The 15,343-nt window shown below is 36.3% G+C and carries 12 protein-coding genes and 2 rRNA genes; 8 read left to right on the top strand and 6 right to left on the bottom strand.

Annotated elements, in window-relative coordinates:
• The 4 genes from PN497_RS02865 to PN497_RS02880 all read left to right on the top strand — a co-directional run.
• Positions 1 to 97: ribosomal RNA gene (locus PN497_RS02865) — 23S ribosomal RNA — on the top strand; the annotation flags it as partial.
• Between the two features lie 110 nt (positions 98 to 207).
• Positions 208 to 325, top strand: a 5S ribosomal RNA gene (rrf, locus tag PN497_RS02870).
• Between the two features lie 240 nt (positions 326 to 565).
• Positions 566 to 2,470 carry a nuclease-related domain-containing DEAD/DEAH box helicase gene (locus PN497_RS02875; protein ID WP_096567570.1) on the top strand — a complete coding sequence of 635 codons (1,905 nt, stop codon included), beginning with the start codon at positions 566 to 568 and terminating at the stop codon, positions 2,468 to 2,470.
• 29 nt (positions 2,471 to 2,499) lie between these two features.
• The gene (locus tag PN497_RS02880; protein WP_096567571.1) at positions 2,500 to 3,777 is read left to right on the top strand and encodes a tetratricopeptide repeat protein; all 1,278 of its coding nucleotides are present in this window, start codon (positions 2,500 to 2,502) and stop codon (positions 3,775 to 3,777) included.
• A gap of 116 nt (positions 3,778 to 3,893) precedes the next feature.
• On the opposite strand, the gene PN497_RS02885 is transcribed toward PN497_RS02880, so the two are convergent.
• Positions 3,894 to 4,676 (bottom strand): ABC transporter permease, encoded by a 783-nt coding sequence (locus PN497_RS02885; RefSeq protein ID WP_096567573.1) that lies wholly within the window; start codon positions 4,674 to 4,676, stop codon positions 3,894 to 3,896.
• A gap of 213 nt (positions 4,677 to 4,889) precedes the next feature.
• Here PN497_RS02885 and PN497_RS02890 point away from each other — a divergent pair, with 213 nt between their 5' ends.
• From PN497_RS02890 to fba, 4 genes are all read left to right on the top strand, one after another.
• Positions 4,890 to 5,513 carry an exopolysaccharide biosynthesis protein gene (locus tag PN497_RS02890; protein WP_096567575.1) on the top strand — a complete coding sequence of 208 codons (624 nt, stop codon included), beginning with the start codon at positions 4,890 to 4,892 and terminating at the stop codon, positions 5,511 to 5,513.
• A gap of 207 nt (positions 5,514 to 5,720) precedes the next feature.
• On the top strand, positions 5,721 to 7,445 hold the full coding sequence (locus PN497_RS02895) for an ABC transporter ATP-binding protein (protein WP_272109558.1): 1,725 nt from the start codon (positions 5,721 to 5,723) through the stop codon (positions 7,443 to 7,445).
• A gap of 248 nt (positions 7,446 to 7,693) precedes the next feature.
• Positions 7,694 to 7,846: a hypothetical protein gene (locus PN497_RS02900; protein WP_193944387.1), complete on the top strand. Its 153-nt coding sequence runs from the start codon at positions 7,694 to 7,696 to the stop codon at positions 7,844 to 7,846.
• 190 nt (positions 7,847 to 8,036) lie between these two features.
• A complete protein-coding gene (gene fba, locus PN497_RS02905) occupies positions 8,037 to 9,110 on the top strand; it encodes a class II fructose-bisphosphate aldolase (RefSeq protein ID WP_096567579.1) in 1,074 nt (357 codons plus the stop codon).
• A gap of 194 nt (positions 9,111 to 9,304) precedes the next feature.
• Here fba and PN497_RS02910 read toward each other — a convergent pair whose 3' ends face one another.
• From PN497_RS02910 to PN497_RS02930, 5 genes are all read right to left on the bottom strand, one after another.
• Positions 9,305 to 10,117, bottom strand: a complete 813-nt coding sequence (locus PN497_RS02910; protein WP_096567581.1) for a carbon-nitrogen hydrolase family protein — start codon at positions 10,115 to 10,117, stop codon at positions 9,305 to 9,307.
• Positions 10,118 to 10,627: 510 nt separating this feature from the next.
• A complete protein-coding gene (locus PN497_RS02915; protein ID WP_096567583.1) occupies positions 10,628 to 11,272 on the bottom strand; it encodes an HAD-IA family hydrolase in 645 nt (214 codons plus the stop codon).
• Between the two features lie 125 nt (positions 11,273 to 11,397).
• Positions 11,398 to 12,603 carry an NAD(P)/FAD-dependent oxidoreductase gene (locus PN497_RS02920; RefSeq protein ID WP_096567585.1) on the bottom strand — a complete coding sequence of 402 codons (1,206 nt, stop codon included), beginning with the start codon at positions 12,601 to 12,603 and terminating at the stop codon, positions 11,398 to 11,400.
• 153 nt (positions 12,604 to 12,756) lie between these two features.
• The gene (locus PN497_RS02925; RefSeq protein WP_096567587.1) at positions 12,757 to 13,332 is read right to left on the bottom strand and encodes a GNAT family N-acetyltransferase; all 576 of its coding nucleotides are present in this window, start codon (positions 13,330 to 13,332) and stop codon (positions 12,757 to 12,759) included.
• Between the two features lie 277 nt (positions 13,333 to 13,609).
• Positions 13,610 to 15,106, bottom strand: coding sequence for a phospholipase D-like domain-containing protein (locus tag PN497_RS02930; protein ID WP_347237727.1), 1,497 nt, complete (start codon positions 15,104 to 15,106; stop codon positions 13,610 to 13,612).
• Positions 15,107 to 15,343: the final 237 nt, after the last annotated feature.

Raw genomic sequence — 15,343 nt, forward strand, 5'->3', positions numbered from 1 at the left:
GGTAAGGTCACGGGCAGAACACCCGTTTATAGGCTCTATGTGGAAGTACAGTAATGTATGTAGCAGAGGGGTACTAATAGACCGAGGGCTTGACCTCTCACATTGCTAATATTCGCGTTACTTGCAGTCTTCAGGGTTTTGAACGATTATTGATAATTCTTTAATTTTCAATTATCAATTGTCAATTATCAATTCCCAACGGATTTTCCTGGTGTCTATGGCGCGGTGGAACCACACTGATCCCTTCCCGAACTCAGAGGTGAAACGCTGTTGCGGCGACGATAGTTGAGGGGTTGCCCTCCGTCACAATAGCTCGATGCCAGGTTTAATATTGTACATTCCCCTTCATTTTCATAATGAGGGGGTTTGTTGTTTTGTAAGGACTAAAGCCCAACTACAATATCAGAAGTTTTATGTTTTTTTACTCAGGTTTTTCCACGACTTAGCAACTCCTAAGTATCGAAAGTATCTAAAAAATTCTCCTATATTAAGAAATGTTGTCAAGCATTGCTATGATATTATACAGTGTTACAATTGATAGCGGTAAAATTATAAATAGTTCAATATGGCAATTATGATACCGTTCTCTATTCCTGACAAAGCTAGTCAGGGAGAAAAAAGATTATACAATATTCTCAAAAATAAGCTATCAGATAATTTTTATGTTTGGTATGAACCCAGAATAGATGATCGTTATCCTGACTTTATTATTTTATCCCCTGATTTTGGACTACTTGTTATAGAAGTTAAAGGATGGTATCTCAAACATATACTTACAGCTTCCTATGATAGTTTTGAAATAGAGAATAATCAAAATGATTTAGAGACAATTCAAAAACAGAAATCTCCTTTACGTCAAGGTAAAGATTATCTTGATAAACTATTAAATCTTCTAAAAAAATCTAGAGTATTAACTAACCAATCAGGCAAATATCAAGGAAATTTATGTTTTCCTATTGGTGTTGGTGCAGTTATGTCTAATTTAACTGATGAACAGGCTAATAGATATAATTTAATTGATGTACTACCAATAAAAAGTGTAATTTATCGTGATGAATTATTGACATGGGAAAAAGATTGCATTAAAGAAGAAACAATTATCCAGCGTTTTCAAGAAATGTTTGGAATTAACTTTGTTTTCTCTCCTTTAACGCCTGATCAGATTAGTACCATCAAAGGAATTATATATCCTGAAATTGTTATTAGACAAGAAAAAGCTACATTAAAAAGTGTTAATTCTGAATTTTCAATTTTACCAAGCGATATTATATTAACAACATTAGACAGTAAACAAGAATCTTTGGCTAAAAGTATAGGAGATGGTCATCGTATCTTCTTTGGGGTGTCTGGTTCAGGGAAAACCCTATTATTAATATCACGCGCTAAATACTTAATTAACCAAAATCATAATGCAAGAATATTAATACTGTGTTTCAATGTATGTTTAGCAGCCTATATAAAATCAGTTCTTCATCAAGATTCACAAAATAAACACTATCAAAATATTGAAGTCGGAAATTTTGATGTATGGGCAAAATCTGTCTTAGGTACATTACCCAGTCAAGTTCAAGGAAATCGGGACGAATATACAGGTAAAATAGTTATTGATAAATTATCTGAATATTCAAAAGAACAAAAATGGGATGCTATTTTTATTGATGAAGCTCATACTTTTGTTCCTATTTGGTTTCAGTGTTGTGTGAATGCTCTGAAAGATAGTGAAAATGGTGATTTAATGATTGTTGCAGATGGCAACCAAAGTCTTTATAAAAGGTCTAATTTTCAGTGGAGAGATGTAGGAGTTAAGGCACAAGGCCGTACTTTTAGCAAGAAATTTGACTTAGACAAAAACTACCGTAACACTCATCAAATTCTATCATCTGCATTGAGTATTTTAAACCGTGTCTCTGATTTAGTTGAACCTTTAGAAGATGAGGATGTAACTTTCCCTCTGGTTAAACCCAATTTAGCATTGAGACAGGGGGATAAACCAAAAATTTATATAAGCAGCACACCTGATGAACAAGAAAAATCTATTATATCAACTATCCATTCTTTAAAATCATTAAATATTGATGATCGTGATATAGCTATTTTATATAGACAAGCAGGTAAGAAGGATGAACCAAGATTAAATTCTATTATCCAAAAACTCAATCAGCAAGGTATATCAACTTATTGGGTTAATCAAAATGATAATTCTAAGAGACAATATAACCGAGAAAGAGAAGGTGTGAGAATGATAACTATGCTTTCATCTCTTGGGTTAGAGTTTAAAGCAGTCTTATTAATTTGGTTAGAACAGTTTGATGATTCTATTGGTAAAAAAGACGCTGAAATTTTAGCAAGAAGGCAGATTTATGTTGCCATGACTCGCGCTCAGGAATATTTAAGTTTATATATTAATCATCAATCTAAACTAACATCTGAGTTAAATAATAATTTAATTTTTGACATATTCAAGCAATAGAAATATTACTGTATGAGGGATTAATAATTATGACTGAAAACGAATTAATGAACACTGCTACTGAACTACTTAGACAGCAACAATGGAAGGAAGCAGGAACACTTTTTCGGCAAGTATGGGAAAATGAAAATAATGCTTATGCTGCAAGTCGTTATCTTTGTTGTTTACGTAAAGGTGGGTATCCATCATGGTCTATTAGACAAGGAAATAAAGCACTTAATCAATTTCCTGGTAATAAATATATTAAAGATGAATTAGTTTGGGCATATTATGATGATACTATTAAACCCGAAGCATCTAAAGAAAATTTATACCAACTAATAGAATCTGCTAAAACAATTTTGAGTTTACAACCAAATACTTTAGCTAAAGAATTAACTGTCTTTGCTGTGATTAAAACTGCTAAACAAAAAGAGAAGTGGGATATTGTTCTGGAATGGTGTAATTTTATAAATCCTGAAGAATTGAATGATGAACCAATAATTGTTGATGCTAACAGAGGCAGATCTAGAAAAGAACAATGGTTCTTTGCTAAGGTAAAAAGTCTAATTGAACTTGAATTATGGAAAGAAGCTCGTGTTTGTGCATTAGAAGCAATTAAGATTTACCCAAGAGAGATGAATTTTTACAGATTCTCTGCTTTGGCATTAGCTAATCTAGGAGAAGAAGAAAAAGCAATTGTTGAGTTGAAGGATATCCTACTAAAACATCGAGAAGAATGGTATATTTACCAGGATTTATCAGATATATATTTAAGTATTAATCAGCCAGAAACAGCCCTAAAGTTTGCTTGTCAAGCTGCATTATCTCCAGGAGAAGATAAAATTAAAGTGACTTTATATGAAAAAATTTGTCAGCAAAGCTTATTATTAGGAAAGTTAGAAATGTCTGCACAACATTTAGAACTATCTAAAGCAATTCGAGAAAGCGAGGGCTGGAAAGTCAAAGATACCTTACAACAATTACAAACAAAAATTAACCAAGAAATCACTAACCAGCAATCAACATTCACTAAATTTGAGGGGGATATCACTAAATTAAATCAAATATGTCGAAAATTCTGGAAAGAAATTCTATATCAGGATATTCCCCGTTATTGCGGTACAATTGAATCATTACCACCTAACCAAGCTCATGGATGGATTATAGATGATACTGGAAATCGTGTCTTCTTCTTACAAAAGGAGTTACCTAAATTTTTGCGTAAAGAAAAGCAAAGAGTAAGTTTTATTTTACAAGAAAGTTATGATAGAAAAAGAGATAGAAAATCATTTAAAGCCGCAGATTTTCAGATACCAAAACAATAATTTATCGAAGCGAATATGTGAGCAATTTTTGTCAAGATCATTAAAGATGAAACTACTTAGGTGAGATAGATACCCGACTTCTTCAAGAAGTCGGGTATCTAAAGGTCTATCTTCACCTAACTCGATGCACTTGTATAAAACCGCAAAGCAAACCGCCAAAACCAAGTAGAAACAAAAAATAACACCACCGCTAAAAATACAGCACCCATAAACCAACTTAACTGACTTTCACCTAACATAGCTTGCGCGGGAACTGTTGTTAAAAATGCAACTGGAACTACAAAGGTAAAGAAAACTCTATAAGCTGCGGGATAAGCTACAATCGGATATCTACCCGCTTCTAATAAACCTCTTAATACTTCAGTAACGTTGTATATTTTCACAAACCATATACTGGTAGAACCTAGCATAAACCATAGGCTGTAAAGAATGACTAAACCGCAACCTAAAGGAAATATACTCAATAAATAATCATTTATTCCTAAACCCAGGCGTTTACCTGCATAACCAATGATGACACAACCAAAAATTAAATCTGGTAATCCCCAGGGTGATAGGGTGTGAGTTGAAAGCCAAAATTGACTGCGGATGGGTTTTAATAATACAAAGTCTAATGTACCTTCTTGCACATGACGAACTATGCGGTTTAAGTTGGGAGCGAGGAATGTAGCTGAAAAACCTTGCAAGAGGGTGAAAATTCCTAAAACTATTAAAGCTGCATCCCAAGACCAGCCAGGAAAGGTGTAACCTGTGCGATAAAATAAGAATAAGCCAAAAATACTACCCGCAAGATTGCCTAAGCTGCTCAAGGTAGCTATGATGAAGTTGAGACGATACTCCATCTCTGCCGAAATGGCTGCACTCCAAAAAAGTCTGATTACTTTTAGGTATCTTTGCATTTTTTTGTTTAACTTCTTACGCACTTCATCTAAGATAACTTTATCTCAACTTCATACGGTTTTTTAATTTTATTGATTGCATAAGGTTAAGATGTTGGATGCTACTTTTGAGTCTGATTTTATGCACGTTGTTTGATGGCAATTTGCATTTTATCAAAGAAAATAGGGTCAATAAAGGTTAAAATCTCTTTCTAAGGAACTATAAAAGCTCTTATGGCTAAACTGTCTAACGAATTACAACGCTATTTTTTTGAAGAAGAACGTCCTGAAAAAGTAACTTTGGCAGATATTTTGTTATTAGCTGGGGAAAGAATTTTTGGGTTTTTGCTGGTTATTCTGTCTTTACCTTCTGCTTTACCACTTCCCGCACCTGGTTATTCAACACCTTTTGGAATGCTGATTTTTTTGTTAGCAGTGCAGTTGGTTGCAGGTGCTAAAACTCCTTGGCTACCTGCTAAAATGCTAAACCATCAAATTCAACTTTCTACCGTTCAGGGGTTTCTGAAAGCGGGACTGCCTTGGTTGCGAAGAATTGAGGCGATCGCTCGTCCCCGTATTTCTTATATTTGTACCACATTACCAGGTATAGTAACTATTGGAGTGGCGATCGCTCTCATGGCTATTTCTATGATGATTCCCATCCCTGGTACTAATACTTTACCAGCAATGGGCATTTTTGTGACTGCTTTTGGTTTGTCTGAGGATGATGGTGCTATTAGTTTAGGCGGTTTGGTTCTGTGTTTAATGGGGGGAATTTTAACTACTTCTATTTTACTAGCTTTGGTTTGGGGTGGTTCTAGTTTATTGGATGTGATTAAAGCTTGGTTAGGTAGGTGATTGGTGATTGGGTAAATATCAATTAATACAGCAGATTTCATTGCTATGAGGTACAAATCATAATAATAAAATTCTTGTGGGGTGGGCATCTTGCCCGCCCATAGTGTACCTCATTACACCGGAAAGTGCTGTAACTAATGACTCATCACCAATAACTAATGACTAATAACTAATAACTAATAACTAATAACTAATGACTAATAACTAATGAAAAATCGTTCTAATTATTGGTTACTTTTACCCTATATCCGCAAGCAATGGGAAATTATTGCTAAGGGATTTGTGGGTATTATAGGCTATGTTTTAGCTACATTAACGTTGATTAATTTAGCTGGTAAATTAGCAGTTCCCTTTGGACAGGGTAATGTAGTGGCGATCGCTCAATTAACGGGTGTTTGTGCTTTAGTATTTCTTGTGCGTGGTTTTTTCCAATCTGTGCAAGATTTATATATGGCTAAAGCAGCTTTAAGAGTTGCTTTTTATCTCCGTCAACAGGTTTATACCCACTTACAAAAACTCAATCTCAGTTATTTTGAAACTGCAAAAGCTGGAGATTTATCTTATAGGTTAACAGAAGATGTAGACCGAGTTGGGGAAGTTGTAAATAAGGTGTTTCATGATTTGATTCCCTGTGTTTTACAACTAATTGCTATTCCCATTTACATGATTTATTTAAATTGGCAACTTACCCTAGCTACGGTAATTGTAGCGCCAATTATGGGAATTTTAATTGGTTGGTTTGGGGAACGTTTACGCAAATTTTCGCTCAAAAGTCAAAACCGGATTTCTGATTTATCAGCTATTTTAACAGAAGTTTTCAGTGGGATTCGTTTAATCCAAGCTTTTGCCGCAGAAAATTACGAAATTAATAGATTTAGTCATGAAGCAGAAAGAACTTTAAAAGCTAAATATTCCGCCGAAAGATTAAAAGCAATACAAATTCCCATTGTGGGTTTTTTAGAAGCTGTCAGTGCTTTATCTTTGTTGATGGTGGGAGCTTGGCAAATTTCCCAAAATAATTTAACAGTAGGTGAATTTTTCAGTTATTTAGCGGCAGCAGCTTTGTTAATTGATCCTATTGGTCATACTACCAATAATTATAATGAATTTAAACAAGGTGAGGCTTCTGTTGATCGGGTTTTTGAGTTATTAGCTATTCAACCGACAGTATTAGAAAACCCAATTTCTATTACCCTTCCTGATGTGAATGGTAAAATTGAATATCGTGATGTAAGTTTCTCTTATAAACCTGGTGAACTGGTATTAAATAATATTAGCTTATTAGTAAATCCAGGAGAAGCTATTGCACTTGTCGGTGCTTCCGGTGCGGGAAAAACTACATTTGTGAATTTATTACCAAGGTTTTATGATCCTGAATCTGGGGATATTTTTATAGATGATGTTAATATTAAAGATGTGACATTAAATAGTTTGAGAAAACAAATTGGTATAGTTCCCCAAGAAACAATTATGTTTTCAGGAACAATAGCTCAAAATATTGCTTTTGGACAAGAAACCTTTGAAATGGAAGCAGTAGAAGCAGCGGCAAAAATCGCTAATGCTCATCAATTTATTATGCAATTACCCGCAGGTTATCAAACTTGGGTAGGTGAGAGAGGTGTAAACTTATCAGGAGGACAAAGACAGAGAATAGCGATCGCCCGTGCTGTACTCTTAAACCCGCAAATTTTGATACTAGATGAAGCGACATCAGCCTTAGATTCCGAGTCAGAAGCTTTGGTACAGGAGGCTTTAGAAAGATTGATGTCAAATCGCACTGTATTAATTATTGCTCACAGATTATCAACAGTGAGAAAATGCGATCGCATATTAGTCTTAGAAAAAGGGCAAATTGTCGAATCAGGAAATCATGAAGAATTGTTAGCATTAGAAGGAAGATATGCGCGGTTTTATGCACAACAATTTAGTTAAGTTTACTTGATTTGCGCTAGATTGAACCCGATCCAAAGCTTGATATCCATGAGAATACAAGCCTTGGGTGCAAATATTCCCTATCAATTTTTGTTGATGTTACCTTATGCATTTTGATTTAGGTTTCGCGTCAAAAATGTAGGGGCGTTCGCGAAGCGTGCTGGAAGCATCAGCATTCGGACAATTAATTATCGGTTTTTACCTAAGACTATCATCCGAATGCTTCGCCCTGACTGTGGTCTAAAGACATGAAAACTGCTGTAGTCAGCAAGGAAGCAGGAGCGCCCTTGGGGAAGTCAAAAGTCAAAAGTCAAAAGTGGCGAGTTAGGAAGCAAACAACAGATCCATTATTCCCAGTCACCAGTCACCAGTCACCTAGCCTACCAAACCAACACTGTTGACAGTAGCTAATATGACAACAGTACATGGAAACTATAGATTACCTTGATAGAGTAAGACAGCAAACTTTTTCAACATAAACACCCCATACTAGATATAATTTCCTATAAGTTGAAAAAACTCTTAAGATTAGCGTAAACATTACGCCTGTCTAAAACTGATTAGCTGACAAACACATTAGGAGGACTATCTATGGCGCTTGTACCTATGCGGCTACTTTTGGATCACGCTGCTGAAAACGGTTACGGTATCCCTGCTTTTAACGTTAACAACTTAGAGCAGATTCAAGCAATCATGAAAGCTGCCGATGAAACAGATAGCCCTGTAATTTTACAAGCTTCTCGCGGCGCTCGTAACTACGCTGGTGAAAACTTTCTGCGCCACCTGATTTTGGCAGCGGTAGAAACCTATCCTCATATTCCCATTGTCATGCACCAAGATCATGGTAATGCTCCTTCTACCTGCTATTCAGCTATCAAGAACAACTTCACCAGCGTGATGATGGATGGTTCTTTGGAAGCTGATGCTAAAACTCCTGCCAGCTTTGAATATAACGTTGCTGTCACCAAAGAAGTTGTCAATGTTGCTCACTCTTTGGGTGTGAGCGTTGAAGGTGAGTTAGGTTGTTTAGGTTCTTTAGAAACCGGTGCTGGTGAAGCTGAAGATGGCCACGGTTTTGAAGGTACTCTGGATCATTCTCAATTGTTAACCGATCCTGATCAAGCTGTTGAGTTTGTAGAAGCTACCCAAGTAGATGCTTTGGCTGTTGCTATTGGCACTAGCCACGGTGCTTATAAATTTACCCGTAAACCCACTGGCGAAATTTTAGCGATCAGCCGCATTGAAGAAATTCACCGCCGCTTACCTAACACCCACTTGGTAATGCACGGTTCTTCTTCTGTACCCGAAGATTTAATTGCATTGATCAACGAGTTTGGTGGTGCTATTCCTGAAACCTACGGTGTACCTGTTGAAGAAATCCAAAAAGGTATCAAGAGTGGTGTGCGTAAGGTAAATATTGACACTGATAACCGTTTGGCTATCACTGCGGCTGTACGTGAAGCTTTGGCTAAAGGTCCCAAGGAATTTGATCCTCGTCATTTCTTGAAGCCTTCGATTAAGTATATGCAAAAAGTTTGTGCTGACCGTTATCAACAGTTTGGAACTGCTGGTAATGCAAGCAAGATCAAACAAGTTTCTTTAGAAGAGTTTGCTGCTAAATACGCTAAAGGCGAATTAGTAATGAAAGCTGCTGCTAAAGTTTAATTTTTTCTCAAAAATAAAATAGGGTATAGCCTTGCTATACCTATAGATAAATAAACCGGGGGCGTTTGTGGTTCCCGGTTTTTTTTCAGCAAACCCTAGATAATATTTACACCGAAGGTATGAAAACTCAATTTTGATCATTGATATTTGTAGCTAGATCCCCAATTTCTTCAAGAAGTCGGGGATCTAATTTGCTAAAAGACTCGATGCTGTAAAGATGGCATTTGACGGCGCACCTGTTCCAAACGAGAAGGTTTAATTTCAGCGATCGCCACTCCTGGTTTATCCCCCGCATCAGCTAAAATTACACCCCAAGGATCAATAATCATGGCGTGTCCGTGGGTTTGACGACGAGCATAGTTAGTACCAGTTTGAGCCGGTGCAATGACATAACAAGTATTTTCAATTGCCCTAGCTTGTAATAATACTTGCCAGTGGTCTTTCCCTGTAAAAGCCGTGAAAGCCGCAGGAACAAACACAACATCGACTTCCTTATCTGCTAAATGCCGATATAATTCTGGAAAGCGGACATCATAACAAATAGAAAGTCCAATATTACCCAAGTTTTCCGAAAAATAGATTGGGGGTAATTCCTTACCAGCCATAACGGTGCTAGATTCTTGATAGGTGTTACCATCAGGGACATTGACATCAAATAAATGTGCCTTGTGGTAGCGAGCAAGTTCTTGACCATTAGGATCAATAAGTAAAGCCGTATTGTAAACTTTACCTGTGCTATTTACAGGTACAGGAAAGCCGCCGCCCAGGATAGTAACTTGAAAGCGTTGCGCCATTTTTTTGAGAAATGTCTCTGTTGTTTGGGCGATCGCATCTCCTTGGGCAAGTTTATCTTTTTCCTCTCCCATAAAAGAGAAATTTTCTGGCAAACCCACTAACTCAGCACCCTGGCGCACGGCCAGATCAATAAATTCTTCTGCTTGTGCCAAATTTTTCTCTAGATCAGGCACACTGGTCATTTGAATAGCGGCGGCTAAATAAGACTTCATAGATTCAACAACAAACAGTGGATGACGGGATAGACTCTCAAATATAGCCGTAGACAGAGTAGTTAGGACATCAATGAATCATGAAACTCTCACTCTAATAGGGTTTTACTCCTGACTCCTGTACGGGCGAAGTAGGGGCGAAGCATTCGGAAAATAGCCTTTTCATAAAATTGATCATTGGTCGCCCGAATGCTTCGCCCTTGCAGAAAAATAGCCTTTTCATAAAATTGATCATTGGTCGCCTTCAAGCTTCGCCCCTACGACTCCTGACTCCTGGTATATATCGGTCTATACAGAATATCCCTAGCGTCTTATCTTAATATTCCTGTTGATTATAGGAAACTATTTACAGCTATTTTCAGGTTTAACCCATTTTTAAGTGCTGTTTTAAAGTCGGTGGCAGATTTTTAGCTGCTTCTAGTCCGTCCACATCTTCCCAGTTAGTATTTTTATCCCAGCGGATATAACCAAACAATTCATCACCAAAATTTGGTGAGTTATTTAATAATTTTACTGGCGGTTAATCCAAATACCCCTTAAACCAGCCTTTCTTGCGCCATGATAGTCATCTGTAATGCTGTCGCCAATATGCCATGCTTCTTCTGGTGAACAGTTATGACTTTGCAAAGCTATGTTAAAAATTTCCGGATCTGGTTTAGCTGTACGTACTTGGGTAGAAATGGTAATAGATTTAAAATAGTCTCTGAGTCCTAAGCTTTGTAATACTGAGTATAACCGAGAATCAAAGTTAGATAAAACACCCAACTCAACTCCCAACCGTCGCCAGTTCACTAAAGCTAAAGGAACATCTGGATAAACAAACCAAGGTTCAGCAGTACCAAAATGTATATAAAGTTCGCTAAAAAAAGCTGAAAAATCAGAAAATTCCCTGAGTACCCCTGCACCTTCAAAGGTATTGAGGGCGATGATCCGCCACCAGTCAAATTCTCGTTGGGGAATATCTTTAATATCTGGATCAAGAAATATCGGTGGTGGTGCTGCTTTAAAGCTTTTAAAAAATTCTTTATTTAAAATTTCTGGGGCAACTGTAACGGCAAATTCCTGGGCTATTTGACTATAAATTGCCCCTACACTACCTTTAACACCAAATAGTGTACCTACAGCATCTAAAAAAATAACTTTTGGTTTTTTCATAAGGAGATCAGGTGACAGGTGACAGGTGACAGTAAGAAGGCAAGAGGCAAAAGGCAAGAGGCAAAAGGGAAGAGTTTATTCTTACCAATCAGCAATTACCAATTACCAATTACCGATTACCTATTTTACTGAGAAAGTGTTTTAATGATCGGACTAACTAACCAATTAAACCCGACTTTTAACTGATGTTCTAAGGTTGGTAATCTGTATAAATAAGCTAACCGACGGGCGATGTATGCTAAAGAACCATCGAGTTTAACACCTAAACCTGTGAGGGTGGCGTTATCTATTCCCAAAGCCATCATTTCCCCTAGTTGTTGATAGCGGAAGGGAAGTAAAGGACGATTTGTTAAAGATGCCCAAATGTTCCATGCTGTATAATCTGCTTGTTGAAATGCTACTTGGGCGGTTGCGGGTACTTGTTTTTCTTCTGCATCTTTACAGTCTGCTAAGTCTCCTAAAGCGAAAATTTCGGGATGTTCTAAGACTTGTAATGTGGTTGTAGTGGTGATTTGTCCGCGTTGGTTTTGCTTGAGGGGTAGATTTTTTACCACTGGGGAAACTCTTGTACCGATTGTCCAAATTACCAAATCTACAGGAATTTCATCTACTTGATTTTTATACTCCAGGGAAATGGTATTTTCTCCTATTGATAATACTTTGGTTTCTAAATCTATAAACACGCCTCTAGCATCTAAGGCTTGTTTTGCGGCTTCGCGGTTAAATTCTGGGGAATTTCTTAAAATTTGATCACTGATTTCAATCAGGCGAAATCTGCCTTTTTCTCCTAGTCTATCTGCTAGTTTACAAGCTAATTCTACGCCACTGTAACCACCGCCAACTATGGCAACACGAATTTTTTCAGGATTTGATGCTTCTAAAATTCTCAGGCGTTCTTCTAGGTGATAAGCATCCGTGATGGTACGGAAGGGGTAAGCATGGTTGACTGCACCGGGTACTAAATCTAGGGGTGTTTCGCCACCTAATGCTAATACTAGGCGATCGTAGTCGATTTTTTGCCCATCTTGCAATTGTACCTGTTGTTTGTCGGTGTCGATTTCTGAGATTGTGGCTTGATGAAAACGTACTCCTGTCCCTTGTAGCAGTTCTTGGTATGGTGGGGCTATTTCCCAGGTTTGTAGTTCGCCAGTGAGGAGTTCGTAAAGTAGGGGAGAGAATAGAAAGCGATCGCTCTGATCTACTAAGATTATCTCAGGTTTGGGTGTATTTTCCCAGGGTAACTGGCTTAACCGTAAGGCGGTGTAGAGACCTCCAAAGCCTCCACCTAGTATACAGATTTTTGTAGTTGTTTTTGTAGTTGTTTGTGTCATGGTTTTGCTCAGAGGCTAAATTCTAGCAGGTTGATTTATTTTTAGTGTTATTCTTAGTGTAATGATTTATTGTGATATGGACTTGAATCAGATACGCAATTTATATCAAAAGCCATAAGGTAAAAGACTTTTCACACTGTCACCTGTCAGCTGTCACCTGTCACCTGCTATATTACGTTCTCTTGCCATTAGCCAACAATCCTGATATTTACCTTCGTGTAGATCATGACATGGTAACAGCTTAATTTTCACAAACCCACATTTTTCATAGCAGCGAATAGCACGGTGATTTTTTACATTAGGATCAATTACTATTTTTAACGCTTGCAGGGTGTTAAATAGATATTCTATCGCTAAAGATAACACTTTTGTCCCAATTCCCTGATTCCAATATTGAGTTTCACCGATAAATAAGTCAATGCCATAGACATTATTTGTATCTTGTAAAGAATACATTTTGCTAATATGTTCTGGTAGTTTATTCAGTTCATAATATTGTAAATAACCAATGTCTATATTTTGATATGAGAAAATCCTGGGAATAAGTGATTCTTTTCCTAATATTCTGGGCTTATAGGTTTTGATTGCCTTCTCTAAATCATAAGGTTGATCTCTTCCCCCATAGAATTGTAATACTTTTTCATCTGTGCGCCATTTTTCCATTAATAAATAGTCATGTTTATGATTTTGCATGGGACGAATTTTTATTTCGTCTTTGATAATTAGCATAGGTTATATTTATATAAATTCTCTTGGTTTTTCTTCATGTTAATAGTAGGTAATATACGGACTATACAACCATTTTTAATACTTTAATTATCTGACTAATACTCAATGATTACAAGTTTTTGAAACTTGATTTACTTAATATTCCTACTAACTTACATTATATTACCATTATTATCAAATTTTAGCACTAATACCCGGTATTTATTATAAGTTTTATAAAGATGTCAATTTTTGCTTGCTAACTTGTCACCTACACCATTAATGGTCTATTAATGGTTTATGATTCTGCTTGTATTGCTGTGTTGAGATTAATTTTTTGATTGGTAAAATCAGGAATAGATGATTGAGTTTTTATTTGCGGACATTGTTTAATTTCAGCATCATTTTTTGCCTGAATTGTTGACGGCAATCCTGTTTCTATGGTAGAATAAAGACGGTTAAATTCACGCTGAAAATGTGCAGATACTGTAGGACTTTCAATAATTAACAAAGTTTCGTCGTTATTATGATTTCCTGCTTCTGACCAATTATGAGAACCTGTAATTACTGTTGTGTTATCAATAATCCCAAATTTATGATGCAAAGAATCACCTGTTGCTAATGTGGGTATTCCAACGCTAGTAATAGGATTTTGCCAAGGACGGTTATCAACTTCATATTTACAGTTTTCAATTACAGCTAAACCCATCATATCTAAAGCTTCACTGTAGGAACGATAGGCAAATTGTGAGTCAAGTAAAGCGCGAATTTTTACATTTTGATTATGGCGATTTTCCAAAATATTGGCAATTCTTTGATCGGAAAATACAAACAATGCCATATCTATATTTTTACTTGATTTATCTAAGGTTTGGGAAATTAAACCATTACTAGAATTATTCCAAGGTTGAGTGGGAGAAACAGGGGAAAAGTTGACGGTAATTAGATTGTTGACTAAAGTAATTGTTTGGGGTTTACGTATAGGTTTGTTAACACCAAATTTACTATCTGGGTTTCCTCCTGGTCCATCACCCCAGAGGATATTAAATTCTTCGGTAAATAAATTAGCTAAGTCTTGACTATCAATTTTCAATAAGTTATTTGCATTACCTAAACTGCTAGAATTGCTAATATCTCCTGAAGTGTCACTGAAAGTAAAATTAGCAGAAGTAATTATCACAAAACGATTATCAACAATGATAAATTTATGGTGCATCAAACCACTACCAGCAGAACCATCTGCTGTGTCATCTATCCAGGGAATTTTACTATTTTTGATAATGACTAAAGCATCACGTTGATTGATTTCCTCTAGTGTGATTTCATTATCTTGATTAATATCAACAAATTTTCTAAATTCTTTGTATCTTGCTTTTTCTCTTCCTTCTAACTTTTTAACTTCTACATCAGTTAAACTACTCCAAGGACGAGAATAGTTGTTTTCTAAAATTAACCGAACTTTAACGCCAGATTTTTGTTTTTCTGCTAATGCTTGGGCAATTTTTGGTAAACGTAATTCTTGGACTGCTATATCTATGGTAAATTGGGCTTGGGAAATAAGATCAAGAATCTGTTTTTCTAAATCATCTCCTAACCGGGTTTGTTGTCGGTAGGTTTCTTGATATTCTGACGCTTGGGAATGATTGAAGTAAACTTGAATTAATTGATCTTGGAGTAGTGGTGCTAACCTTTGATTTGAAGATTGATTTGAAGAGTTGACTTTTTGACAACTGGTGAGAGTAAACAAAAAGAAAAATATATAAGATAAAAACTTAAGATGGGGAAAAATGGACATGATAATCTGATACAAATAAATAAGGGATAATTAAGGAAGTTAGAAGTTATGTACAATTCATGGAAGAACGAACAATGAAGAAGGGAAGGACAGGAAGTAAAGAGGTGAGATAGGTATTTTTTGTGAGTGCTAAGAGGGTGTTTGAAAAGTCATGATTGATGTATCAAATATTTTATACCCCTCCCTAACCCTCCCCTTGGTAAGGGGAGGGAACTGGATTTTCTTGTTTCCTACCTT

Origin of the sequence: Sphaerospermopsis kisseleviana CS-549 (assembly GCF_028329225.1) — a bacterium.
GTDB lineage: Bacteria > Cyanobacteriota > Cyanobacteriia > Cyanobacteriales > Nostocaceae > Sphaerospermopsis > Sphaerospermopsis kisseleviana.